At 67.9% G+C, this 23,221-nt stretch carries 21 protein-coding genes and 1 pseudogene; 13 read left to right on the top strand and 9 right to left on the bottom strand.

Features of this window, described 5'->3' with window-relative positions:
- Window positions 1–46 precede the first annotated feature (46 nt).
- Complete coding sequence (tldD, locus tag AB9O74_RS00395) at window positions 47–1,492, top strand: metalloprotease TldD (RefSeq protein WP_346491884.1); 1,446 nt, start codon at window positions 47–49, stop codon at window positions 1,490–1,492.
- A gap of 77 nt (window positions 1,493–1,569) precedes the next feature.
- Here the strand turns inward: tldD and yjgA are convergent, their stop codons facing one another.
- Window positions 1,570–2,184, bottom strand: a complete 615-nt coding sequence (gene yjgA / locus AB9O74_RS00390) for a ribosome biogenesis factor YjgA (protein ID WP_176989247.1) — start codon at window positions 2,182–2,184, stop codon at window positions 1,570–1,572.
- Window positions 2,185–2,252: 68 nt separating this feature from the next.
- On the opposite strand from yjgA, the gene pmbA reads away from it, so the two are divergent.
- Both pmbA and AB9O74_RS00380 read left to right on the top strand, forming a co-directional pair.
- Window positions 2,253–3,620, top strand: coding sequence for a metalloprotease PmbA (pmbA, locus tag AB9O74_RS00385; protein ID WP_346478728.1), 1,368 nt, complete (start codon window positions 2,253–2,255; stop codon window positions 3,618–3,620).
- Between the two features lie 78 nt (window positions 3,621–3,698).
- Complete coding sequence (locus tag AB9O74_RS00380; protein WP_346478729.1) at window positions 3,699–4,070, top strand: DUF4870 domain-containing protein; 372 nt, start codon at window positions 3,699–3,701, stop codon at window positions 4,068–4,070.
- Window positions 4,071–4,172: 102 nt separating this feature from the next.
- Here AB9O74_RS00380 and AB9O74_RS00375 read toward each other — a convergent pair whose 3' ends face one another.
- The 5 genes from AB9O74_RS00375 to AB9O74_RS00355 form a co-directional block, all read right to left on the bottom strand.
- The gene (locus AB9O74_RS00375) at window positions 4,173–5,051 is read right to left on the bottom strand and encodes a polyprenyl synthetase family protein (protein WP_369348042.1); all 879 of its coding nucleotides are present in this window, start codon (window positions 5,049–5,051) and stop codon (window positions 4,173–4,175) included.
- Window positions 5,041–5,301: an exodeoxyribonuclease VII small subunit gene (locus AB9O74_RS00370; protein WP_176989251.1), complete on the bottom strand. Its 261-nt coding sequence runs from the start codon at window positions 5,299–5,301 to the stop codon at window positions 5,041–5,043. The genes AB9O74_RS00375 and AB9O74_RS00370 overlap by 11 nt, the downstream gene beginning before the upstream one ends.
- A 36-nt stretch (window positions 5,302–5,337) precedes the next feature.
- Entirely contained in the window at window positions 5,338–6,627 is a 1,290-nt protein-coding gene (tilS, locus tag AB9O74_RS00365; RefSeq protein ID WP_369348041.1) for a tRNA lysidine(34) synthetase TilS, read from the bottom strand.
- Window positions 6,628–6,693: 66 nt separating this feature from the next.
- Window positions 6,694–7,254: a WG repeat-containing protein gene (locus AB9O74_RS00360; RefSeq protein ID WP_369348040.1), complete on the bottom strand. Its 561-nt coding sequence runs from the start codon at window positions 7,252–7,254 to the stop codon at window positions 6,694–6,696.
- A complete protein-coding gene (locus AB9O74_RS00355) occupies window positions 7,254–8,966 on the bottom strand; it encodes an alkaline phosphatase (RefSeq protein WP_369348039.1) in 1,713 nt (570 codons plus the stop codon). Before AB9O74_RS00355 ends, AB9O74_RS00360 begins: the two co-directional genes overlap by 1 nt.
- Before the next feature lie 149 nt (window positions 8,967–9,115).
- Here AB9O74_RS00355 and AB9O74_RS00350 point away from each other — a divergent pair, with 149 nt between their 5' ends.
- The 7 genes from AB9O74_RS00350 to AB9O74_RS00320 all read left to right on the top strand — a co-directional run bounded on the left by AB9O74_RS00350 (window position 9,116) and on the right by AB9O74_RS00320 (window position 16,690).
- Window positions 9,116–10,444, top strand: coding sequence for a dicarboxylate/amino acid:cation symporter (locus AB9O74_RS00350; protein ID WP_176989255.1), 1,329 nt, complete (start codon window positions 9,116–9,118; stop codon window positions 10,442–10,444).
- Window positions 10,445–11,025: 581 nt separating this feature from the next.
- A complete protein-coding gene (locus tag AB9O74_RS00345; RefSeq protein ID WP_369348038.1) occupies window positions 11,026–11,556 on the top strand; it encodes a hypothetical protein in 531 nt (176 codons plus the stop codon).
- Window positions 11,553–12,191 (top strand): hypothetical protein, encoded by a 639-nt coding sequence (locus tag AB9O74_RS00340; RefSeq protein ID WP_241696481.1) that lies wholly within the window; start codon window positions 11,553–11,555, stop codon window positions 12,189–12,191. The genes AB9O74_RS00345 and AB9O74_RS00340 overlap by 4 nt, the downstream gene beginning before the upstream one ends.
- A 56-nt stretch (window positions 12,192–12,247) precedes the next feature.
- Complete coding sequence (locus tag AB9O74_RS00335) at window positions 12,248–13,708, top strand: adhesin (protein ID WP_369348037.1); 1,461 nt, start codon at window positions 12,248–12,250, stop codon at window positions 13,706–13,708.
- Window positions 13,709–13,864: 156 nt separating this feature from the next.
- On the top strand, window positions 13,865–14,551 hold the full coding sequence (locus tag AB9O74_RS00330; RefSeq protein ID WP_369348235.1) for a C39 family peptidase: 687 nt from the start codon (window positions 13,865–13,867) through the stop codon (window positions 14,549–14,551).
- A 9-nt stretch (window positions 14,552–14,560) separates the two neighbouring features.
- Window positions 14,561–15,325 (top strand): hypothetical protein, encoded by a 765-nt coding sequence (locus tag AB9O74_RS00325; RefSeq protein WP_369348036.1) that lies wholly within the window; start codon window positions 14,561–14,563, stop codon window positions 15,323–15,325.
- Between the two features lie 48 nt (window positions 15,326–15,373).
- Complete coding sequence (locus AB9O74_RS00320; RefSeq protein WP_369348035.1) at window positions 15,374–16,690, top strand: hypothetical protein; 1,317 nt, start codon at window positions 15,374–15,376, stop codon at window positions 16,688–16,690.
- Window positions 16,691–16,721: 31 nt separating this feature from the next.
- On the opposite strand, the gene AB9O74_RS00315 is transcribed toward AB9O74_RS00320, so the two are convergent.
- The 3 genes from AB9O74_RS00315 to AB9O74_RS00305 all read right to left on the bottom strand — a co-directional run bounded on the left by AB9O74_RS00315 (window position 16,722) and on the right by AB9O74_RS00305 (window position 19,754).
- Complete coding sequence (locus tag AB9O74_RS00315; protein ID WP_369348034.1) at window positions 16,722–18,059, bottom strand: sigma-54 interaction domain-containing protein; 1,338 nt, start codon at window positions 18,057–18,059, stop codon at window positions 16,722–16,724.
- Window positions 18,060–18,306: 247 nt separating this feature from the next.
- The gene (locus AB9O74_RS00310; RefSeq protein ID WP_369348234.1) at window positions 18,307–19,068 is read right to left on the bottom strand and encodes a C40 family peptidase; all 762 of its coding nucleotides are present in this window, start codon (window positions 19,066–19,068) and stop codon (window positions 18,307–18,309) included.
- Window positions 19,069–19,214: 146 nt separating this feature from the next.
- Window positions 19,215–19,754, bottom strand: a complete 540-nt coding sequence (locus AB9O74_RS00305; RefSeq protein ID WP_369348033.1) for a C40 family peptidase — start codon at window positions 19,752–19,754, stop codon at window positions 19,215–19,217.
- Window positions 19,755–19,865: 111 nt separating this feature from the next.
- Between AB9O74_RS00305 and AB9O74_RS00300 the strand changes: the two genes are divergently transcribed.
- The 3 genes and pseudogenes from AB9O74_RS00300 (at window position 19,866) to gorA (ending at window position 23,187) form a co-directional block, all read left to right on the top strand.
- Window positions 19,866–20,345, top strand: a complete 480-nt coding sequence (locus AB9O74_RS00300) for a peptidylprolyl isomerase (RefSeq protein WP_176989263.1) — start codon at window positions 19,866–19,868, stop codon at window positions 20,343–20,345.
- A gap of 83 nt (window positions 20,346–20,428) precedes the next feature.
- Window positions 20,429–21,835, top strand: a pseudogene (locus AB9O74_RS00295) (DUF418 domain-containing protein).
- Window positions 21,832–23,187, top strand: a complete 1,356-nt coding sequence (gene gorA, locus AB9O74_RS00290) for a glutathione-disulfide reductase (RefSeq protein ID WP_369348032.1) — start codon at window positions 21,832–21,834, stop codon at window positions 23,185–23,187. The pseudogene AB9O74_RS00295 and the gene gorA overlap by 4 nt, the downstream one beginning before the upstream one ends.
- Window positions 23,188–23,221: the final 34 nt, after the last annotated feature.

Raw genomic sequence — 23,221 nt, 5'->3', positions numbered from 1 at the left:
CCGCGCCCGGGTTGCGATCGCGCCCGACGCCCATAGATCAAAGAGCATGAACAACAACGCACTCTCGCTGGCCACCGACCGTCTGCTGCTGCCCGCCGGGCTGGATGCGAACGGTCTGGAACGCACGTTCGGTACCCTGCTGGGGCCGGGCATCGACTTCGGGGATCTCTATTTCCAGCACGCCCGCCGCGAGAGCTGGAGCGTGGAGGACGGCATCGTCAAGGACGGTGCGCATTCGATCGAGCAGGGCGTGGGCGTACGCGCCATCGCCGGTGAGAAGACCGGCTTCGCCTACTCCGACGACATCCACAGCGACGCGCTGCTGGCCGCGGCCCACTCGGCCCGCGCCATCTCCCGCGAGGGCGGGGCGCAGTCGGCCCGCTCGCTGGTGCGGGGTAGTGGCCGCGCGCTGTACCCGGCGCTGGACCCCATCGACGGTATGGGCAACGAGGCCAAGGTCGAGATGCTCAAGCGCCTGGACCGCTACCTGCGCGCCGCGGACCCGCGCGTGCAGCAGGTGATGGTCAGCCTCTCCGGTGGCGTGGACACGGTGCTGATCGCGCGCAGCGATGGCGTGCTCGCGGCCGATGTCCGCCCGCTGGTGCGGTTGAACGTGCAGGTCATCGTCGAGCAGCACGGCCGTCGCGAGTCGGGCTACTCCGGTGGCGGCGGTCGTTACAGCTATGAAGAACTGTTCGCCGACGGGCGCCCGGAGGGCTTCGCGCGCGAGGCCCTGCGCCAGGCGCTGGTGAACCTGGAGGCGATCCCGGCCCCGGCCGGGGTGATGACCGTGGTACTCGGCCCGGGCTGGCCCGGCGTGCTGCTGCACGAAGCGGTCGGCCACGGCCTGGAAGGCGACTTCAACCGCAAGGGCACCAGCGTCTATGCCGGCCGCATCGGCGAGCGCGTGGCCGCACCGGGCGTGACCATCGTCGACGACGGCACCCTGGACGGCCGCCGCGGCTCGTTGAACATCGATGACGAGGGCCACCCGACCCAGTGCACCACGCTGATCGAGGACGGCATCCTGGTCGGCTACATGCAGGATTCGCTCAATGCGCGCCTGATGGGCGTGGCGCCGACCGGCAACGGCCGTCGCGAGTCGTTCGCGCACATGACCATGCCGCGCATGACCAACACCTACATGCGCGCCGGCCAGCACGATCCCGAAGAAATGATCCGCTCGGTCAAGCGCGGCCTGTACGCGGTCAACTTCGGTGGTGGCCAGGTCGACATCACCAGCGGCAAGTACGTGTTCTCGGCCACCGAGGCCTACCTGATCGAGGATGGCAGGATCACCGCGCCGGTGAAGGGCGCCACCCTGATCGGCAACGGCCCGGAAACCATGCAGAAGGTGCGCATGATCGGCAACGATCTGGCCCTGGACGAGGGCGTGGGCATCTGCGGCAAGGATGGCCAGAGCGTACCGGTCGGCGTGGGCCAGCCGTCCCTGCTGATCGATGGCATCACCGTGGGCGGCACCCAGGCCTGAGCCGGATGCGTACGCCCGTGCTGTCCGATCACGCGGCCGCCAGCAGGGTGCTGGCGCCGCCGCGTGAGCGCCGGGACTCAGTCCTCGGCGTTCTCGTCGCTGTCGCTGTCCGTGTCGGCCACGTCGTCCAGCGCATCCTCGGACGCGGCGTTCACGCCCTCAAGGCCGAGCGCGGCGGGCAGCAGCAGCGTACGCAGCACCTGGAAGATCTCGCGGTACGCGCGCGGCGGCTTGTTCTTGGCCTTTTCGGCCTGGGCGTTGCGCACCAGCGTGCGCAGCTCCTGGCGGTCGGCATGCGGGTACTCGTCCAGCAGGGCGCCCAGCGCCTTGTCGCCGTCCTTGAGGAGGCGCTCGCGCCAGTCTTCGACGCGGTGCATGGTCGCCACTTCCCGGCGCGAGGTCTCGCTGTTGGCGTCCAGCGCGTCGCGGATCGCATCCAGCACGGCGTCGTCTTCGCGGCGCATGTGCTTGGCCAGGAACGCCAACTGGCGCTTGTGGGCGATATGCGCGGTGATGCGCTTGGCCTCGGCGATGTGCGGCAGCAGATCTTCCGGCACCGGCAGGCGCGCCAGCTGGGCCGGGGTCAGCGAGACCAGCTTCTCGCCCAGGGCCAGCACGTCCAGCGCAGCCCGGCGGTTCTGGCTGCGGCTGATATCAAGGAATTCACCGGTTTCTTCGTCGCGTCCGCGCATCGTCTTATTTCCACATCCGTAAACTGTGCCGGCGTCGCGCCGGGCACTCACCTGTACAGGATAAAGCATTGAACGTGATCTCCCCTGAAGTCTCCCCGGCCGACGACAGCCTGCAGCGCCTGGAGCAGCTGGCCGACATTTCCCAGCGCCTGCTGGAGCGGGCCAAGGCCCTGGGCGCCACCCAGGCCGAGGTCAGCTGCAGCGACGAGCGCGGGCTGGATGTGAACGTGCGCCTGGGCGAGGTCGAAACGGTCGAATCCACCCGCGACCGCGGCATCGCCGTGACCGTCTACTTCGGCCAGCGCAAGGGCAGTGCCAGCACCGCCGACCTGCGCGAGAGCAGCCTGGAGTCGACCGTGGCCCAGGCCTGCGCCATTGCCCGCCACACCGAGGACGACGAGGCGGCCGGCCTGGCCGAGGCAGCGCTGATGGCCCGCGAGTTCCCGGACCTGGACGGCTGGCACCCGTGGGAGCTCAGCGCCGATGCGGCGCTGGACCTGGCACTGGCCTGCGAAGCGGCCGGCCGCGAGGCCGACGCCCGGATCAGCAACTCCGACGGCGCCTCGGCCGCGACCGCGCAGAGTCTCTCCGTGTATGCGAACTCGCATGGCTTCATCGGCCGCGAGCGCAGCAGCCACCACTCGATCGGCTGCGCGCTGATCGCCGGGCAGGGCGATGGCATGCAGCGCGACGGCTGGTACAGCAGCGCGCTGGCCCGCGAGGATCTGGACGATGCGGCCTCGATCGGCCGCCGTGCCGCCGAGCGTACCGTTGCCCGGCTGGACCCGCGCTCGATGACCACCGCGCAGATGCCGGTGCTGTATTCGCCGGAGGTGGCCCGCTCGCTGATCGGCCACCTGCTCGGCGCGGTCTCCGGTGGTGCGCTGTACCGCCGCGCCAGCTTCCTGCTCGACAGCGTCGGCACCCGCCTGTTCCCGGACTGGTTCGGCATCGAGGAGCTGCCGCTGCTGCGCCGTGGGCTGCGCTCGGCGGCCTTCGATGGTGATGGCGTGGCTACCCGCAACTCCTCCCTGATCCGCGACGGCATCCTGGAGCGCTACATCCTGGGCAGCTACTCGGCACGCAAGCTCGGCCTGCCGACCACCGCCAACGCCGGCGGCGTGCACAACCTCAAGGTCCGCGCCAACGCGGGCGACCTGGTCTCGATCGCCCGCCAGATGGGCAACGGCCTGCTGGTCACCGAGCTGATGGGGCAGGGCGTCAACAGCGTGACCGGTGACTACTCCCGAGGCGCCGGCGGCTTCCGCGTGGAGAACGGCGAGATCACCTACCCGGTGGACGGCATCACCATCGCCGGCAACCTCAAGGACATGTTCGCCAGCATCGAGGCGGTGGGCACGGACATCGATACGCGCTCGCACGTGCATACCGGCTCCATCCTTGTAGGACGAATGACCGTTGCCGGTAACGATTGACGTATTCTATGGAGGCTGCCCTGGCAGGCGGGGAGCCTGCCGCGTGCACTACCCATTACCTCGAACAAGGAGTTTCACGTGAGCGATTTCGATACCGTCACCCCGCCGCCTGTCGGTGCCCCGGCCCCGGCCGACCAGCGCACCATGGCCCTGGTGGCGCACCTGCTGGGCATCTTCACCTGGTTCATCGGCCCGCTGATCATCTGGATGATCAACAAGGACGACAGCAGCAAGGGCTTCGTCATCGACCAGGCCAAGGAAGCGCTCAACTTCCAGATCACCATCACCATCGCGATGCTGATCTGCATCGTGCTGATGATCGTGATCATCGGCGGCCTGCTGGCCCCGCTGGTCGGCCTGCTGAACCTCGTGTTCTGCATCATCGCCGCAGTGAAGGCCAACAACGGTGAGTACTACCGCTATCCGTTCACCCTGCGCCTGATCAAGTAATCGATCCGCAGCGCTGGAACGAAAAACGCCCGGGATTCCCGGGCGTTTTTTTATGTCCTGGCGTTGTAGAGCCACGCCACGCGTGGCTGCCTTCACGATCGCTCAATGATCCCGCTCAACCGCCAGTTTCGCCAGCGCACGCAGTGCATCGGCCGCCTCACCATATCCGGCCAGACCATCGAACATCTGTTCGCTCAGGGTGCGCAGGTGCGCCTTCGCGCCCTCCATGCCCAGCAGCGCCGGGAAGGTCGACTTGGCCTGCGCCTCGTCCTTGCCGGCGGTCTTGCCGAGCTGTTCGGAACTGGCTTCGACATCGAGGATGTCATCACGCACCTGGAAGGCCAGGCCCAGCGACGCGGCCACGGCATCCAGCGTCGCCAGATCGGCTTCAGGTGCCTGGCCACACAGCGCGCCGATGCGTACCGCCGCGCGGATCAGCGCGCCGGTCTTGAGCGCATGCATGCGTTCCAGATCCTGCAACGGCTGCTGATGGCCGGTGGCATCGATATCCAGCGCCTGGCCGCCGCACATGCCGGCCGCGCCGGAGGCGTGCGCCAGGGTCTGCAGGCAGGCCACGCGCAGCGCGGCCGGCAGGGCCGCATCGGCGATCAGGCCGAACGCGCGCGTCTGCAATGCATCACCGGCGAGGATCGCGGTCGCTTCGTCGAAGGCGATGTGCGTGGTCGGCCGGCCGCGACGCAATGCGTCGTCGTCCATCGCCGGCAGATCGTCGTGTACCAGCGAATACGCGTGGATCAGTTCCACCGCCATCGCGGGGGCATCCAGCGCGCTTTCATCCGCACCGAAGATCCGGCCGCTGGCATACACCAGCAGCGGTCGCATGCGCTTGCCGCCACCGAGCACCGCATAGCGCATCGCCTGGTGCAGCCCACGCGGGGCATCGGTCGGGGAGGGCAGGCTGGCGTCTAGATGATGTTCGATCCGGTCGCGCCAACGCGCGAACGTGGCCTCAACCGTCATGGCCGGGCGGGTCGAACGGGACGGCGGTGTCGGGCTGGGCCGGATCGCTGAGCAGGCGCACGCGCAGTTCGGCCTGTTCCAGCGCCTGCTGGCACTGGCGGTACAGACCGACACCACGTTCGTAGGCGCTGAGCGATTGTTCCAGGCTCATTTCGCCGGTTTCCATCTTCTCCACCAGCTGCTCCAGCTCTTCCAGCGACTGCTCGAAGTGGGCGACCGGGGAGGTTTCATTGGGGGACTTCTTTGCCATGCGCCAAGTGTGGGCCGCCGGCCCGGCGGGGTCAATTCACGCCGCGCCCGGCGTCCACTGCAACTGCGCATGATGGGCCTGCAGCCACGGCTGCAGGGCGGCACCGATCACGCGGTCGCCGGCCGCCAGCAGGGTTTCCTCATCGAACAGCAACGGCAGCTGGCGGCGTTGCCACGGCGGCAGGCCCTGCTGCTGCAGCAGGTCTTTGAGTGCGTGCGAATGCGCGCGCCCGGGCAGCTGGATGCGCTCGCCGCCGCGCCGCGCACGGATCTGCACCGGCGTATCGAAGCCCTCCACCGCACCGATCAGGCGCAGCTCACCGCCATCGGGCAGGGCCAGCGGCGCGCGCCCATCCCAGTGCACGCTCCAGTCGGCCGGCAGCGCCAGGCTGGCCGAGAGCAGGTGCAGCTGCCCGCGCCAGCGACGGATGCGTGCCCCCTGCCAGGCGAACTGCGCATCGGCATGGTGCGCGGCCGGCAGCAGCTCGCGTTCGACCGCCTCGACGCCCGCGGCCGGCAGCGGCGGCAGGCCACTGCCACGCACCCAGTGCCGCAGCAGGCGCGCGCGCCGTTCGACCGGCTGCCGCATCAGGCGCGCGCAGTCGATCACGCCGGGGCCCACGCTGCAGCGTTCCAGCGCGTCGCGGTCGGCGCTGTCGAGCAGATGCTGGGATTGCGCGCACAACGCCGCGCTGCGCGCGAAGGCCGCGTCCGCCTGCGGCCAGCGCTGGCGCAGTTGGGGCAGCACGTGCAGGCGCAGGAAGTTGCGGTCGGCGTCGTCGCTGGCATTGCTGGGGTCTTCGATCCAGTCCAGCCCTTCTGCCTGCGCATGTGTGCGCAGGCTGCTGCGCGGAACCTCCAGCAAGGGGCGCCACACGGTGCCGGCGCCAAATGCGCTGGTGACCTGCATGGAGGCCAATCCATCCACGCCGGAGCCGCGCAGTGCCCGCAGCAGGAACGTCTCGGCCTGGTCATCGCGATGATGGGCCAGCGCCAGCTGTTCGCCGGGCAGCAGCTGCGAGGCGAAGGCCTCGCGCCGCGCATGCCGCGCGGCGGCTTCCAGCCCCTGTCCCCGGTTGCGCGGTACCTGCACGCGGATCACCCGCAGCGGGATGTTCCAGCGGGCGCAGACCTGCGTGCAGTGCACGGTCCAGGCATCGGCCTGCTCCTGCAGGCCGTGATGGACATGTACGGCGCGCAGGCCAGCCGTGCGCTGCGCCGGCGAGGTGGCCAGCCAATGCAGCAGGACGGTGGAATCCAGCCCGCCGCTGAAGCCCACCAGGACCGGATGGACGACAGAGGGCGGTGGCGGAAGCAGGGGAGTCATGGGGAGAGCAGCCTCAGGCAGACCGGCAGTATCGGCGCTGCGTGGTGGCGATGCCACGCGGAGCCTTCATGGCGTCTCTGCGTCCATTGCCGAGCGGCCCTGGCGGTCGATGCGATACCAGGTGCCGCCGACCATGGCGGTATGGCCGTGCTCGTCCGGCGTCCCCTTCCGGCAGCCCTCGCAGACGCGGGCCACGCCGTCTTCGAAGGCCCAGCCGAAATCGAACGTGGCCGGGAAGGCCTGACGCAGCTCGGTATCGAAGTAGCCGATGCGCGCGCCGACGCGGCCGCGCACCAACCCTTCCACCACATAGTCCGGGCCGTTGTCGAAGGTGATCACCGGCAGCTGCCGGCCATCGGCGCGGACATAATGGAATCCGCCGCCCGCATGGACCGCCGCCAACCCGTCCTGATCGTAGGACAGCGAGGCCAACGCCTTGGGCGCGAGCGCAAGACGGCCGTCGGCCCATTGGCACCCGGCCAAGGGTTGCAGGCCGTCTTCCTCGGTGAAGGCGGTGCACCCGGTGTCGGCGCCCCAGGCGATGCCGGAGGCGAACAGGCCGGCCACCAGCAGCAGGGGCCGCACCTGGCGGCCCCTGTTCGTTGCGTTGCGGAGAGGCAGACGCATTACTTCGTATCGCCTGCCTGGCGCTCGAAGGCGGTCGGCTTGGGCAGCTCGACCGGCACGCCCTTGGCGTCGCAGGTCCCGGCCTCGCACAGGCGCTGGCGCAGGCGCGGGGTGGCCTGCACGATCATGTGGTAGATCGCGTTCTGCTCCATCGTGCCGCGCACCGCCTTGCTGCCCGGGCCACGTGCCCAGATGCCGACGTCTTCGCCGCCATGGGATTCGCTCTTGGCCGGCACCAGCGCTTCCTGCATGTAATCGGGATGCTCGGTATCCACTGCGGTGAGGTCAGGCCGGCCAGTGGTCGGATCGAAGCTGCTCGGGTTGTGCGGATACCGTTTCGGCCCGACCGGCTGCTGGTTGGTGGCACCGATGTAGCCCGGGCCGTTGGCGTAGGTCAGCGTCGTGTAAGGCAGGCCCAGGCCATCGCGGGCCAGCTCCAGCTTGCCGGCGCCGTCTTCGCCACCCTTGTCCTTCACCTTGCCGAGGATCGGATTGCCACGCGCCGGATAGCCGACGAAGTTCAGCGTGTGCGAGTGGTCGGCGGTGACGATGATCAGGGTGTCCTGGTCCGAGGTCGCCTCGACCGCGGCACGCACCGCATCGGACAGCGCCACCGTGTCGGTCAGGGCGCGGTAGGCATTGCCGCTGTGATTGGCGTGGTCGATGCGCGCGCCTTCCACCATCAGCACATAGCCTTCCTGGTGGCGCGACAGGTTGGCGATCGCCGCCTTGGTCAGCTCGGCCAGGCTCGGCTCACCGGCCGGATCGTCCTTGCGCTCGGCCTCGTAACGCATGTGGTCCGGCTCGAACAGGCCGAGGATCGCCGGTGCGTTCGCGGCGGCCTGCAGCTGCGTGGCGTTCCAGACATACGCACCCTGCGGGTGGGCCTGCTGCCACTCGGTCACCAGGCTGCGCCCGTCCAGGCGCTGGCCGACCTTGTCGTCGTATTCCGGATCGCGTTCTTCCACGGTGGTGAACTCGCCGCGGCCGCCGCCGAGGGCGACCAGCGGGCCGCGTCCGAAGCGCGCGGTCGACAGCAACTGCTGGGCGATATCGCGGCAGCCGGCGGCCTTGGCCTCCTCGGGCACGTCGGTATCGTTTTCCCAGTTGCGCTCCGGCGAGTGCGCATAGGTCGCCGCCGGGGTGGCATGGGTCAGGCGCGCGGTGGAGACCACGCCGGTCGCCATGCCGGCGCTGTCGGCCAGCTGCAGCCAGGTCAGCAGCCCCTTGCCCAGGCTGTCGGCGCAGTCATTGCGGGTGCCTGCGCTCACGCCGATGGCGCCCATGTGGGTCTTCACGCCGGTGGTGATCGCCGTCATCGTGCCCGCCGAATCCGGCGTCTGCGAATCGGTGTTGTAGGTCTTGCTGAACGCCGTGGCCGGGAAGCGCTCCCAGGACAGGAGGTTTTCCTCGCCCGGGTGGCCGTTGCGCTGGCCTTCGAAGATGCGCGCCGCCGCCACCGTGGTCAGGCTCATGCCATCCCCCAGGAACAGGATGACGTTCCTGGCCTTGCCGTCCATCGCCCCGGTACTGGCCGCACGTGCCGCGCCGCTGCGGTACCACCACTGCGGGGTCTCCCCGGCGGGGTGGGCAATGGCCGGCACATCGACCTGGACCGCGCCGGCAGAGGCGCTGGAGGAGGGAGCGGTACTGGCGCAGGCGCCGAGCAGCAGGGTGGTGACGGCGGCCACCAGAGGCGTGAAACGGGACATGGACAGGAAAATCTCACATGTGAAACGGGCGTTCATTATGCAGAACGCCGCAAGGCACGCCGATGACACGCTGATTTTCCGTGCGCGCCTCGTTCCAGGGCCCCGCTTGGGCTAAGGTGCCTAGCTGTCAAATTACCTCTGGAACGCGCATGAAGCTGGTCTCTGCCTGGCTGCGGATCCCCTTCTGGCAACGGGTCCTCGGCGGCTTCGTCCTCGGCGCACTGGCCGGCTGGCTGCTCGGGCCGGCGGCTGAAACCTGGTTCGGCCCCCTGGGCGACCTCTACGTCACCCTGATCAAGATGATCGCGGTGCCGCTGGTGTTCTTCGCCGTGATCAACGCCATCTCCTCGCTGCACGGGCAGAAGTCCGTCGCGGCCCTGGGCGGGCGCACCTTCCTGTGGTTCATCATCACCGCCGCGCTGGCGGTCTGCGTGGGCCTGGCTGTCGGCACCGTCATGCAGCCCGGCAGTGGCGCGCTCAGCCTGAGCATGGACCACAGCTACACCCCGCGCGAAGTGCCCAGCGTGATCAAGGTGCTGATGGATGTCGTGCCCTCCAACGTGTTCTACGCGTTGACCGGCATCGGCACCCGTATCAATGCCGCCGGTGAAACCGTCCTCGCCGCGGGCCGTGGCTCGATCCTGCCGGTGATCTTCTTCGCCGGCCTGCTCGGCTTTGCCATGGTCAAGCTGGGCGACAAGGTCAGCGAAGCACGCAAGCTGACCGGGCAGATGAGCGAGATCATGATCCAGGTGACCCGCTTCGTGCTGGAGATCACCCCACTGGGCACCTTCGGCCTGATCGCCGGCCTGGTCGGCAGCTACGGCTTCGAGAAACTGCTGCCGCTCGGCAACTTCGTCCTTGCCCTGTACATCGCCTGCGCCGTGCACATCGTGGTGGTCTACGGCAGCCTCCTGCTCATGCACGGCCTGAACCCGCTGAAATTCTTCCGCGGCGCCGCACCCGGCATGCAGGTCGCCTTCGTCAGCTCCTCCAGCTTCGCCGCGATGCCTGCCGCGATGCGCTCAATCACCCACAACCTCGGCGTCAACAAGGACTACGCCTCCTTCGCCGTTCCCTTGGGTGCCAGCATCAAGATGGACGGCTGCGGCGCGATCTATCCCGCCCTGTGCGCGGTCTTCATCGCCCAGTACACCGGCGTCCCGCTGACCCCCGAGCAGTACATCGTCGTACTGATCGCCTCGGTGCTGGGCAGCTTCGGCACCGCCGGCGTCCCCGGCACCGCCGTGGTCATGGCGACCGTTGTCCTCAGCGCCGCCAACCTCCCGCTGGAAACCATCGGCTACCTCTACGCCATCGACCGCATCCTCGACATGATGCGCACGATGACGAACGTCACCGGCCAGATGCTGGTCCCGGTCATCGTCGCCAAGGAAACCGGCCTGCTCGACCGCGCGGTCTACGACAACCCATCGACCAACCTCGGCGTGGATGAAGGCGAAGAACGAACGTCCTGATGCAGGCACGAACGCAGCACCCAAAGACCGGCGAGAGCCGGTCTTTTTTTTCCGCTTGGGGTCGCCGCGAGCGTTACGCCCCGAAGCGACCGGCAGGCCCCTCTTCGGGGCTCGTGCGCGGTGGTAGGCATACTGCAAACATGTGCTTGCTGAGGGGGGCGCCAGTGGCTGGACACGATGGGCCTCGCTGCGCTTGTGGGCGAAATCAAGGAGGAGGGGACGGCCGCAGGCCGGCACCGGGGGACATTCGCCGACAAGCGTAGCGAGGCCCAGCGCTCGACACACCGGCCGCCCCCGCCAGTGAACAGTTGAAGCGTTGCGCGCGCCAGGCAACCACCCTGAATCCGCACCGTAAACCCCTGTATCACCCGGTGTAACACCCGTGATACACCCGCACCGCGTCTACCTGTCAGCGCCGCGTGATCACCGCACCGACCCATTCATCCGCTCCAACGCCAACGCCCCTGTAACAGCAATGTTGCGTGCGGATAAGACGCACCGCACAGAAACCCCGCAGACACTAGCGTTCCGAACTTGGCACGAATGCTGCTCCAACCCTCCGCATGTAATCGGAGGTCGCCATGGACAGCGTTGCCGCATACCGCACACGAGACACCACACTCTGGCTGCTCGCCGCCGCACTCATCCTGCCGGCCGCCGCCCACGCCTCCGGCGCGCGTCAGGGCGTCAAAGCCCAGCCCGGCGAAATCGTCCTCCTGCGTGACGTCTCCGCACGTCCCGCCTACCGCCCCGCACCGCCGGGCATGGCCCTCATCGCCGATCCCTCACCGCGGCGCGAAGTCGGCCAGGCCCTGGGGACCTCCAGCGGCATGGACGAACTCAGCGACGACGACTACGCCTCGCTCGGCTCCAATACCGGGGCCGGCATTCCCCGCGGGGCCACCACGATCGAACGCGTCACCGGCCACACCGTCAACAGCACCCTGGGCAAAGCCACCGACAGCGGCATGCTCTCCAGCGGCCAGTTCAGCAACACCATCGGCGGGCCCATGGGCGCGGTCGGCAACGCCACGCGCGGCATCGGCGACCAGGTCCGCGGCGCACTCGCGCAGTTCCCGCTGGGCCAGCCTGCCGGTGGGCCGGGCAAATGAACACCGTCCTTCGCACCAGCCTGCTCAGCTGCCTGCTGCTCGCGCCGCTGGCCGTGCACGCCCAGCAGAGCAATGACTACGCCGCGATGCTCTCCTACCTCAACCAGAGCCGCATCGACGGCCGCACCCTGGCCGGCGCCGATGGCGCCATCACCGTCAACATGGCCGCCGGTGATCTCAACCAGCAGGCCAACCTGATGGGCATCGCCAACGGCCGCAACGCCCACATCACCGTGGACGCGCGCCAGCAGCAGTCCAACAACGTCAGCCTCAGCGACACCGCCATGGACGCCAGCGCCACGCTCGGTGGCCAGGCACTGAACGGCGCCAGCGGCGTCGCATCGATCAACCAGGCCAGCGGCAACGGCAACGCGACGCTCAACGTCGTCACCGCCACGCTGGCGCAACAGGGCATACGCGAAACGAACGACGAGGCCTTGGCCGCGTCGGGCGCGCTCGCGTCAGCAGGGGGGCAGGGGGCCGTCAACAGCGGTCGGTCGGCCGGAACTCGCAGGGTGGCGGTCGAAGCCTCCGCGCTGCAGGGATTCGACGGCGTCCTGCAACTCAATCAGATCGCGGGATCCGGCAACGCCACCGCAAACCAACTGAGCATCTCGGTGCAGTCCACCCCGTGAGTAGTCACATCCACCCGATTGTCTGTGATGAGAGAGAGGGCACCATGAACACCAACATGAAACGGACCGTACTGGCCATCGCCGTTGCCGCCGCATCCGCCTCCGCCGGCGCCAATGGCTGGGGCAATGACCGCGACAACCAGAACCAGAGCGCCAACATCAACCACCTGCACAACGTGGCTGAAACGCGCACCAACACCAACACCGATACCAACACCGAAACCAATACGAACACCAACACCGATTCGCGTACCTGGAACCGGACCTGGAACAACACCCGCAACAACAACAGCACCACCAACACCACCATCAACGACAACGTGACGAGCAACACCAACGTCACCAGCAACCGCGACGTGACCAGTAATCGCAACGTCACCGAGAACGTCAACAAGACCAGCAACATCCAGGCCGACGAACGCCAGGAAAAGAACAACCACGGCGTTGACGTCAACATCGAAAAAGACCTGCGCCTGAGCTCGGACATCCGCTTCTCGGGTGATCCGGAAATCACCGGCTCGATCGATATCGACTCGGCCGCCATCGCCGTCATCGACAACCGCCAGTCCGTCACCAACAACCTGGCTGGCAACAGCCTGGTGACCAACAGCGCCTCGATCGCCGACGACGTCGGTGCCGATGCCTCCGGCAACCTGGGCTTCAACGTCGCCGCCGGTGACAACAACGCGCAGGACAACGCTGCTTCGCTGTCCGCGGCCGACGCGTCCTTCAGCTTCGGCATGGCCGATGCGGAAGTCTTCGTCAACCAGTTCGGCGGTGGCAACACCACCCTCAACTCCGGCGTAACCAACGCCGCGGGCCTGGGTGGCAACGCCTTCAGCGGCGCGTCCGGCAACATCGGCGCCAACGTCGCCTCCGGCAACAACAACGAGCAGAAGAATGCGCTCGCCGCGTCGGTGGCCACCAGCGCCTATGCGACCTCGAGCATCAGCTCCAACCAGGTCTCGTCGGGCAACACGGTCAGCAACGCCGGCTACCTGCAGTCGATGACCGACACCGTGGACGTGAACCTGAGTGGTCGCGTCGCCGGTGCCACCCTGGCCGTCGGTGCGGGTCGTTACAGCGGCACGGGTAGTGCCTACCAGAAAGACAATTACTACCTGGATACCTGGAGCGGCGCGCTGGACCATCCGAGCGGCAGCGAAACCGGTCATATCGACATGGATAGCGATATCCAGAATGCCACCGCCAACCCGAATCGTCCGGGCGTGGGCGGCATTGCGTTCGACACCGATGAGCGCGGCACCAGCCAGTTCGTGGAACTGGGCGTGGCCGACCTCTACGCGAGCCTGAGCGGCACCGTGTCCACCACCCGCTGGGTGAACGTGGATGCGACCAACACCGCGGCGTTGTCCGGCAGTGCGTTCTCCGGCGCCTCCGGCAACATCGGGGTGAACGTGGCCTCCGGTACCGGCAACCTGCAGGCCAACAGTCTGGCCCTGGCGGTTGCGCAGCCCTCCACTGGCGGCGGCGGTGGCGGCGGTCCGGAACAGTAAGTCTGTCCGTTTTCGCAAGCAGTACGCGTTGAGCGCAACAAACCCGGTCATCCGCCAATGACCGGGCTCCCCGGGAGCCCCTGTCCCTTCTCCCCCTTGGGGCAGGGGCTCCTTCCTGAGCCGGAGTACACGATGTCCACCCGAATGCGCACCTGGATGCTGGCCTGGGCACTGTCGATGCTGATGATGCCGATGGGTCTCGTGCGTGCCGGCGATGTCGGCTTCAGTGGCGTGCTGCCCAACGGGGCGGTGCTCACCCAGCGCGTGGAAAGCATGCAGGAACGGCGCTTCCGCAACGTGGTGAGGCAACACACCGATTACAGCTGTGGCGCGGCTGCCCTGGCCACGATCCTGCGCTACGCCTACCACCTGGAGGGGGATGAGGGCACGGTGATCGAAGGGATGATGGGGGTTTCGGATCCACAACTGGTCCACCAGCGCGGTTTCTCGCTGCTGGACATCAAGCGTTACGTCGAATCGATGGGCATGCGCGGCCGCGGCTACCGCGTCAACGAAGAGCGCCTGCGCTCACTGCGCGTGCCCGGGCTGGTGCTGATGGATGTGCGGGGCTTCCGCCATTTCGTGGTCCTCAAACAGGTCCGTGGCGATGTGGTGGATGTAGCCGACCCGATCCTGGGCAACCGCAGCATTCCCGTCAGCGAATTTCTCCAGGCGTGGCCGTCGCGCGCCGTGTTTGTCGTGATCGGCAGTGACTTCGATCGCAACACGGTACTGCTGCAGCCCGGTGAACGGCCGAGTGCCCGTTCGCTGTATGCCAGGCAGGGACCGATCACCGATGCCGAACTGGTCGACTTCGGATTCACCCATGCCGATCTGTTTTAAGGAGGCATCATGAACATCGCAACCTGGACGCCCGGCATCGTGTTGCTCGCGCTGCTGGGCACCGCGCCGGCGCACGCCGACGACAGCCGGCCCGGCAAGGGATTGAGCGAGATCCCCGATCCGGAATTGAACCTCATGCGTGGCCGCTACACCGTCGGTGGCAACACCGTGGCGTGGTTCGGCGTCACCATGGTCTCGCAGTGGCAGACCGCCGGCGGGCAGTCGGCGCAGAGCGCGCTGAAGCTGGGCATGGACTTCAGCCACGGCGGCAGCACACCGAAGATCAGCTTCGCACCAAGCGTGAGCGTGACCGCGGCCGATGCGCCGCTGCCGGTGACGCCCGGGCGCAGCGTGGAGTCCAGCGGCCTGCAGAACGTGGCCGGCCTGAGCCAGAGCATCCAGGTCGCCGGTGACGGCAACCTGGCCAGCAATGCCACCCAGTTGACCGTACGCGAAGGCACCGCACCCACGCCCACCGGCGAAGGCGCGCACCTGGCCAGCGTGCAGCAGGGCGGTGTCAGCGCGTTGGCACAGCTGGAAGGCAACACGGCCAGGGTGCAGCTGCAGATCGAGGGTGTTGGTGCGGTCCAGCAGTGGATCCGCAACGGCAGCGTCGGCCAGAGCATCGCATTGGGCAGTGATGGACAGTCGGTCACCAACCGGCTGCAGATCGACCTCGTGCGGCAGTCGCTCGCCAACAACGTTCCGCTCAACCAGAACGTGGCGCAGGCGATGACGCTGGTACGCGGGGTAGGCATGGGGCCGGGCCAGTGATCCATCGGCACGGCAGGGGGAGCGTCAACACAACGGTGGGCCAAGGCAATGCACACGATGATCCGCGCAACACCGCTGGCGCTGGCGGCGCTGGCACTCATGGCGGCTGCGTCCGCCCATGCACAGGCGCAGCAACCTGCGCCGAATGACGCGGCCGACGTCAAGGCGCTGATGGCGCAGCTGGAAAGTCTCAAGGCCAACTACGCGCAGGAAGTACGACGCCTGCGCGAACTGGACATGCAGGTGCAGGCCATGCAGGCACGACTGACCGGCAAGACCGCGCCGGTCGCGGGTGCCGCACCTCCACCCCAACAGGCACTGCCGGCCGGCACGCCCGCGGTACCGGCCAGCGCCGACGGCTATGCCAGCTCGGCGGCCGAAGCGCAGCAGGCCAAGCAGGAATCGCGGCGCAGCGTGGATGACGTCAAGCAGCAGCAGGCTGCGCTCTTCAGTCGCCGCTTCACGCTGGAAAACAGCCTCTCCTACGCCCGCTACGACCGTAAGCAGCTCAGCCTCAACGGCTTCCTGGCGCTGGATGCGATCTTCCTGGGCAACATCGCCATCGAGAACGTCGAGTCGGACACGCTGACCTACAACCTGGCCGCGCGCTGGGGTGTCAGCCCACGCCTGACCTTGAACCTGGACGTCCCCTACCTGGCGCGCAAGACCGTGTTCCAGAAGGGCGGCGCCGGCGGTTCGGCCGCGGCGATCGCGCAGGAAGAAACCACCGGCAACGGCATCGGGGATGTGGGCGTGAGCGCCAACTACCGGCTGTTCGCCGAACGTGGGCGGTTGCCGGAAACCGTGCTGACCGTGGGCGCGACCGCGCCCACAGGGCGCGCGCCGTATGGGCTGGACTGGAAGGTGCTCGAGCGCGACGACGATGACTTCATCCGTTTCGCGGTGCCCGAGCAGCAACCCACCGGCAATGGGGTGTGGCAGGCCAACGTCGGGCTTTCTGCGGTGAAGACCGCCGATCCGGCGATCCTGTTCGCCAACATCGGCTACATCCATTCCTTCCCGCGCAGTTTCGACGACATCGACGCCAACCCGGACACCACCAACCCGGGCGACGTGAAGCTCGGTGGCTCGTACTACTTCGGTGCCGGCGTGGCCTTCGCGTTCAACGAGCGCACCAGCCTGAGCATCTCCTTCAGCGACAAGCTGAGCGCGCGCGCCTCCACGCGCTACAAGAACGGCCAGTGGCTCAAGGTGATCGGCAGCGATGCCAACGCGGGCACGCTCAACCTGGGCATCACCTATGCCCTCAACCAGAAGACCACCCTGGTGAGCCTGCTCGGCATCGGCCTGACCCCGGACGCACCGGACTTCACCCTGGCCTTCAAAGTGCCGTACAGCTTGTAAGCGCGACTGCTCACACGCTGTACGGTCGGCGTCAGCGCAGTTCGGGCAGCGCGAGCTGGTGCTTGCGGCAGAGGCGATAGACCGTCACCCGCGAGACCTGCATGTGGCGGGCGCAGGCGGTGATGTTGAAATCGTTCTGGCGCAGCGCATGCAGCAGGGTCTCGCGTTCGGCCACCTGCTTTGCACCCTGCAGGCCACGCTCGGCGGTGGGCAGCAGCGGTTGGCTCAGCTCCAGGTCCGCCGCGCTGATCAGCTCGGCATCGCTGACGATCGCCGCACGCTGCACGCGGTTGAGCAGCTCGCGCACATTGCCCGGCCAGGCGAAGCACTCCAGCGCCTGGATCGCCTCGGCGGTGAAACCGCGCGCACGGGTGACGTGCCGGTGCCGGAAGCTGGCGAGAAAGTGGTGGGCCAGCAGCGCGATGTCGCTGCCGCGCTCGCGCAGGGGCGGCAGGGGCAGGCGCAGCACATTGAGCCGGTAGAACAGGTCGCGACGGAAGTGGCCCTGTTCGACCGCCTTCTCGAGATCCACGTGGGTGGCGGCGAGCACGCGCACGTCCACCTCCAGGGGCCGATTGCTGCCGACGCGCTCGACCGTCCCCTCCTGCAGTACGCGCAGCAGGTTGGTCTGCGCATCCAGCGGCAGGTCGCCGATTTCGTCGAGGAACACGGTGCCGCCAGTGGCCGATTCGAACAGGCCCAGGCGTCGCGTCGCCGCACCGGTGAAAGCGCCCCGCTCGTGGCCGAACAGCTCGGACTGGACCAGCGCGGCCGGGATGGCGCCGCAGTTCACCGCCAGGAACGGGCGCGCGTGGCGTGCCGACAGCGCATGCAGCGCCTGGGCGGCCAGTTCCTTGCCGGTGCCGGTTTCGCCGGTGATCAGCACCGGCAGGTCCACCGGCGCGTATTTGCGGATCGCCGCGCGGGTCACCTGCAGCACGGCGCTGTCGCCGATCAGGGACTGCGGGCCATGTTTGACGGGCAGCGGTTCCGCGCCGGCCAGCTGCTGCAGCCGCTGCACGACCCGCGGCAGGTCGATCGGCGCGGTGTAGGTATCCACGCAGGCAGCGAGCAGCGCATCCAGCACCGGTGAGGCGCGCAGGGGCGCGGCCGGCAACAGGGCCAGCAGGCTCATGTGGCGGTGGTCGACCAGCAACTGCTGGAGATGGGCCAGGTTGGCCGGGACCGCGGTGCGCAGGTCCAGCAGGCCCACGACTTGGTCGCTGCCGCGCATGCCGATGCCGGCGCACTGTTCGGGGGCCACGCCGCGGACCTGCCAACCGGCCGCAGCGAGGGTCGCCCGTTCAAGCGTGAGGGGGTGCCCAAACCAGATCACACACCGGGCAGGAAAATCGGGGACAGCCGCCATGCGTCACCTTGTCGACGAGGATCGCGGGCGGTGTCTGCTGCCTGATCGGTTGCCACGGACGTGCCGCCCCACGTCCGGGTCCGTCCCCCGCCACGGTGCGCAAGCGCCGGGCGCGTCACCGGCCGGGAAAACGGCGGTGACAGAGAAGGGAACGCGGGTTGGGCCGGTCAGCGGCCAGTGGCGCTCGCCCAACGAAAAAGGCCGCTGCAGGGCAGCGGCCTTCGACCAGGCGGTTCAGCAGGGCGTGTCAGAGGTCGACGCGGCGGGCCTGCATGAACTTGCCGCCCCAGTAGCCGCTGACCAGGCTGTCGACGCGGACGTCCTTGCCGGTGCTCGGGGCATGCAGGAAGCGGCCTTCGCCGACATAGATGCCGACGTGGTCGACCCGGCCCTTGCGGCCGAAGAACACCAGGTCGCCGGCCGCCAGCGCGTTGCGGTCATTGATCAGTTCGGCAGCGCCGTCATGGGCCATCTCGCGGGAAACGCGCGGCAGTTCGACGCCCAGCGCGGTCCGGAACACATAGCCGACCAGGCCACTGCAGTCGAAACCGCTGTCCGGCGAGGTGCCGCCCCAGCGGTACGGCGTGCCGAGCAGGGTCATCGCACGGCGCAGCAGCGACTGGACCTTGCCATTGTCGGCGGCGTCGCCGACCACGGCAGTGGCGCCGGTGCTGGCGTCGTAATTGGCGAGCAGGCGGCTCAGATCGCCGGCGAACATCGCCGAGCGGTCCATGAGCGGGATGGTGTCGTTGGCCGCCAGGTGCGGAAGCAGGGCGGCGAGGGTGGCGCTGGCAGCGGCATCGGCCTTGCTGCGGGCCGGCGCATCAGCCTTGGGCTTGGCCGGCGCGGAAGAATCAGGGGTGACAGTGACGGGGGATGCAGCAACCTCGGGAGCGGTCGTCGGTGCGGACTGCGCCCAGGCCGGAAGGCTGGCCAGGCAGAGTGCTGCAGCGAAGAAAGCAGGTCGGGCGCGTCGCCGGGTTGCGGCGGTCTGGCCTTTGCACGTCAGGTCGTCTGTCGTCACGCGGCGGTCACTGAATAAAAACGATGGGTGATGATGCCGTGTAAGCGCGGTGATTAGGTACAAATTCCGTTAATTTTTCGTTTACAACTGCGTGATGTCGGTCACAAATTTGGACCTTACCCCTGTTCAGCTTAGTTAAGGACGCGTTTCGCTCCCGTGTAGTGGTCCTTCCAATAGGGCCCGCCGAGCGAGTCCAGCCGGACCGTGCCGCCGGTGCTGGGGGCGTGCACGAAGCGGCCTTCCCCGACATAGATGCCGACATGGAAGACGTTGCCCTTGTTGCCGAAAAACACCAGATCGCCGGGCGCCAGGCGCTTGGGATCGATCTTCGGCCCCTGCACGGCGGCCAGATCGCGCGAGGTGCGCGGCAGGCGCAGGTCGAGCATCTCGCGGTACACGTACGCAACCAGGCCGCTGCAGTCGAAACCGGATTCGGGAGTGTTGCCGCCGTAGCGGTAGGGCGTGCCGACCAGGCCGATCGCGCGCATCAGCACGGCGTTGGCGGCCTGCGGATCGTTCGGGGCCACGCTGGGCCAGACCTGGGTCGAGGCGGGCGGCGCGGCCGGGCGGGTGGTCTTGCCGCCGCCACAGGCGCTCAGCAGGGCGATGATCGTCAGCAGGGCCAGGTGGCCGGGCAGGCGGGTCAGGCGCGAAACTGGCGTCATGTGCATGTTGTCCGGATAATGCGCGACCTTAGAAGGCCGTCATGATGGCGGCGTATCCGGCAGGCCACAACCCGCCTCACCCGTCTGCCCTCGGCAGTCTCCAGACCAGAGTTGCGCATGAAGATCGAAAAAGACCGCGTCGTCCGTTTCCATTACACCGTCGCCGAGCAGGGCCAGGAGCCGATCGAGAGCTCCAGGGACCGTGATCCGCTGGCGATCCTGATCGGCCACGGCAACATCATCCCGGGCCTGGAAAACGCCATGATGGACAAGGAAGCCGGCGCCACCTTCGAGGTGGACGTCAAGGCGACCGACGCCTACGGCGAGCGCCGCGACGGCCTGACCCAGCGCGTGCCCAAGAAGCACTTCGGCACCAGCAAGCTGGTCCCGGGCCAGCAGGTCGTGCTGCAGACCAACTTCGGCCCGCGTGCGGTCACCGTCGAGAAGGTCGGCATGAGCGTGGTCGACGTCGACCTCAACCATCCGATGGCCGGCAAGGACCTGCACTTCAACGTCGAGATCGTTGACGTCCGCGAAGCCAGCAAGGAAGAAATCGAGCACGGCCACGTGCACGGCGACGGCGGCCACCAGCACTGAGTGCGGTGACCCTTCGTTGATCCGACGGCCCGCTTCGGCGGGCCGTTTTCGTTTGTGCGGCAGGCCCGCGCGCGCGCGGCATAATGGTGGACCTGGTCAGCGGATTGCCTGTGAACGCAGCTTCTTCTCCTTTGCAGCCGGTGGGCGCCCACGAGCGCATCGCCGTCATCGACATCCTGCGCGGGTTCGCGCTGCTGGGCATCCTGCTGATGAACATGGAGGCGTTCAGCAGTCCGCTGGACCTGTCGTTCACCGGCATCGATCCGCATTGGCAGGGCGCCGACTACTGGGCCGACGCGGCCATCTACGTGCTGGTCCAGGGCAAGTTCTTCACCCTGTTCTCGCTGCTGTTCGGCGCGGGCTTCTCGGTGATGGCGCAGCGCGCCGACCTCGCCGGCCGCGCGTTCGCACCGTTCTATCTGCGCCGCAGTGCGGCGCTGCTGCTGATCGGCCTGTGCCACGCGCTGCTGGTGTGGTCCGGCGACATCCTGGTCATCTATGCGTTGATCTCAGTGCTGTTGCTGGCCTGTCGCGAGGCGCCGCGCAGCTGGCTGCCGGCGATGGGCGCGATCAGCTATCTGGGCGCGGCCGCCCTGGTGATGGTGCTGGGCGCCTTGATGAGCTGGATGGCCAGCATGGAGCATACCCAGGCGCCGCTGCGCGAAGCCATCGCACAGGCCGAACAGACGATCGAACTGCAGCGTCAGGCGTATGCGCATGGCAGCTGGGCGCAGGCCGTGGGTCAGCGCCTGCATGATCTGGGCGCGATGTTGTCCGGGATCTTCGTCATCGGCCTGGAAGTGCTGGGCATGTTCCTGATCGGCAGCTGGTTCGCCCGCAGTGGTGCGCTGGCCGAGCCGGAGCGTTTCGCGCGGCTGTATGCACGGCTGCGCTGGGTTGCGCTGCCGAGCGGTCTGGTACTGATGCTGGGCAGTGCGGTCTGGCACCCCTACCAGGCGCCCGGCACACTCGATCTGGCCGGCGGCGTCGCCTATGCGATCAGTGCGCTGGCCGGGCTGCTGATGTGCCTGGGGTATCTGGCCTGGATCGTGCACGGGCGCGCGCGCCTGCAGGTGCTGGCACCGATGGGGCGGATGGCGCTGACCCATTACATCGGCCAGTCGCTGGTCTGCACCTGGGTGTTCTACGGCTACGGACTGGGGGCGTTCGAGACGATGCCGCGGCTGTGGCAGATCCCGTTCGCGCTGGCACTGTTCGCCGTGCAGGTCGCCATCAGCCATGCGTGGCTGCGGTATTTCCGCTTCGGGCCGCTGGAGTGGATCTGGCGCGCGATGACCTATCTGCAGTGGCCGCCGCTGCGCCGGGCCTGACACGGCGGCGCCACCTCCCCTCACGTCTGGATCGCGGCCGGTCGTGGCATGCTGGAGATGCGCATGAGCGTCGGCACCGGCCCGTTGATGGCAGACCTGATCAACGACCGCACGCCGGCGTTCGATCCTGCCCCTTACCGAGTTGAGCGATGCCAATGACGACGCAATACGACTATGACCTGATCGTGCTGGGCGGTGGTTCCGGCGGCCTGGCCGCGGCCTTCCGCGCGGCGCAGCACGGCCAGCGGGTGGCGATGCTGGAGCCGGGTGAACTCGGCGGCACCTGCGTCAACGTCGGCTGCGTGCCGAAGAAGGCGATGTGGCTGGCCGCCGATCTGTCCGGGCGGATCGGCCTGGCCGCGGCGATGGGCTTCGACGTGCCGGTGCGCCCGTCGCTGGACTGGAGGGAACTGGTGGTGCATCGCCAGGCCTACATCGCCAATATCCATGCCAGCTATCTCAAGCGCTTGGACGAAAACAAGGTGGTGCGCGTGCCGCGCCGCGGTCGGCTGGTGGATGCGCACACGGTGGAATGCAGCGATGGCGTGCGCATCAGTGCCGCGCACCTCCTGATCGCGACCGGCGCACATCCGCAGCGCCCCGATATTCCCGGTGCCGGACTGGGGCTGGTCTCCGATGATTTCTTCAACCTGTGCAGCGCGCCGGAGCGGGTCGCGATCGTCGGCGGCGGCTACATCGCGGTGGAACTGGCCGGGCTGCTGCAGGCGCTGGGCAGCCGCGTGACCCTGCTGGTGCGGGGTGAGCGCCTGCTGGAGCGTTTCGATGCCGAACTGACCGCGCAGCTTGCCGAAAATCTGCGGCATCAGGGCGTGCAGGTCCACTTCGGCTATCGCCTGCGCGAGCTGCAGCGTGACGGCGAGGCCGTGGTCGCGCTCGGCCATGATGGGCCCGCCGATGGTCACTTCGATGCGCTGTTCTTCGCCACCGGCCGACGCGGCAACAGTGCCGATCTGGGGCTGGAAGCGGTGGGCGTGGTGGTGGGTGACAAGGGCGAGGTGGAGGTCGACGAGTGGCAGACCACCGCGGTGCCGAGCATTCATGCCGTGGGCGATATCGCCGGGAAGGTGGGCCTGACCCCGGTCGCGATCGCCGCGGCGCGCAAGCTGATGGACCGCCTGTTCGGCGGCCAGCCGCAGGCGAAGATGGACTATGAGAACGTCGCCAGCGTGGTGTTCTCGCACCCGGCGCTGGGCGCGGTGGGGCTGAGCGAAGAAGAGGCCTGCGCGAGGTACGGCGACGTCCGCGTGTACCGCAGCAACTTCCGCCCGATGCTGCAGGCGCTGGCCGATGGCACCCAGCGCAGCCTGTTCAAACTGGTCTGCGTGGGCGAAGAGGAGCGGGTGGTCGGTGTGCACCTGCTCGGTGAGGCCGCGGATGAAATCCTGCAGGGGTTCGCGCTGGCGGTGAAGATGGGCGTGACCAAGGCCCAGTTCGACGACACGGTGGCGATCCATCCGACCTCGGCGGAAGAAGTCGTTCTGATGCGGTAGCAACGCGCATTCGCGCACCGCTCCCAAGGTTTGC

It is taken from the genome of Stenotrophomonas sp. JAG2 (assembly GCF_041080745.1).
GTDB lineage: Bacteria > Pseudomonadota > Gammaproteobacteria > Xanthomonadales > Xanthomonadaceae > Stenotrophomonas > Stenotrophomonas maltophilia_AA.
The sequence above is the reverse complement of the archived record's forward strand: the minus strand, read 5'-3'. Positions and strand labels throughout refer to the sequence as shown.

What these genes read in the sequence shown, in the direction of transcription:
- tldD (WP_346491884.1), top strand. Translation starts at nt 47, where the DNA reads ATGAACAACAACGCACTCTCGCTGGCCACCGACCGTCTGCTGCTGCCC.
- yjgA (WP_176989247.1), bottom strand. Translation starts at nt 2,184, where the DNA reads ATGCGCGGACGCGACGAAGAAACCGGTGAATTCCTTGATATCAGCCGC.
- AB9O74_RS00375 (WP_369348042.1), bottom strand. Translation starts at nt 5,051, where the DNA reads ATGACGGTTGAGGCCACGTTCGCGCGTTGGCGCGACCGGATCGAACAT.
- AB9O74_RS00370 (WP_176989251.1), bottom strand. Translation starts at nt 5,301, where the DNA reads ATGGCAAAGAAGTCCCCCAATGAAACCTCCCCGGTCGCCCACTTCGAG.
- tilS (WP_369348041.1), bottom strand. Translation starts at nt 6,627, where the DNA reads ATGACTCCCCTGCTTCCGCCACCGCCCTCTGTCGTCCATCCGGTCCTG.
- AB9O74_RS00360 (WP_369348040.1), bottom strand. Translation starts at nt 7,254, where the DNA reads ATGCGTCTGCCTCTCCGCAACGCAACGAACAGGGGCCGCCAGGTGCGG.
- AB9O74_RS00355 (WP_369348039.1), bottom strand. Translation starts at nt 8,966, where the DNA reads ATGTCCCGTTTCACGCCTCTGGTGGCCGCCGTCACCACCCTGCTGCTC.
- AB9O74_RS00350 (WP_176989255.1), top strand. Translation starts at nt 9,116, where the DNA reads ATGAAGCTGGTCTCTGCCTGGCTGCGGATCCCCTTCTGGCAACGGGTC.
- AB9O74_RS00345 (WP_369348038.1), top strand. Translation starts at nt 11,026, where the DNA reads ATGGACAGCGTTGCCGCATACCGCACACGAGACACCACACTCTGGCTG.
- AB9O74_RS00340 (WP_241696481.1), top strand. Translation starts at nt 11,553, where the DNA reads ATGAACACCGTCCTTCGCACCAGCCTGCTCAGCTGCCTGCTGCTCGCG.
- AB9O74_RS00335 (WP_369348037.1), top strand. Translation starts at nt 12,248, where the DNA reads ATGAAACGGACCGTACTGGCCATCGCCGTTGCCGCCGCATCCGCCTCC.
- AB9O74_RS00330 (WP_369348235.1), top strand. Translation starts at nt 13,865, where the DNA reads ATGCTGGCCTGGGCACTGTCGATGCTGATGATGCCGATGGGTCTCGTG.
- AB9O74_RS00325 (WP_369348036.1), top strand. Translation starts at nt 14,561, where the DNA reads ATGAACATCGCAACCTGGACGCCCGGCATCGTGTTGCTCGCGCTGCTG.
- AB9O74_RS00320 (WP_369348035.1), top strand. Translation starts at nt 15,374, where the DNA reads ATGCACACGATGATCCGCGCAACACCGCTGGCGCTGGCGGCGCTGGCA.
- AB9O74_RS00315 (WP_369348034.1), bottom strand. Translation starts at nt 18,059, where the DNA reads ATGGCGGCTGTCCCCGATTTTCCTGCCCGGTGTGTGATCTGGTTTGGG.
- AB9O74_RS00305 (WP_369348033.1), bottom strand. Translation starts at nt 19,754, where the DNA reads ATGCACATGACGCCAGTTTCGCGCCTGACCCGCCTGCCCGGCCACCTG.
- AB9O74_RS00300 (WP_176989263.1), top strand. Translation starts at nt 19,866, where the DNA reads ATGAAGATCGAAAAAGACCGCGTCGTCCGTTTCCATTACACCGTCGCC.
- gorA (WP_369348032.1), top strand. Translation starts at nt 21,832, where the DNA reads ATGACGACGCAATACGACTATGACCTGATCGTGCTGGGCGGTGGTTCC.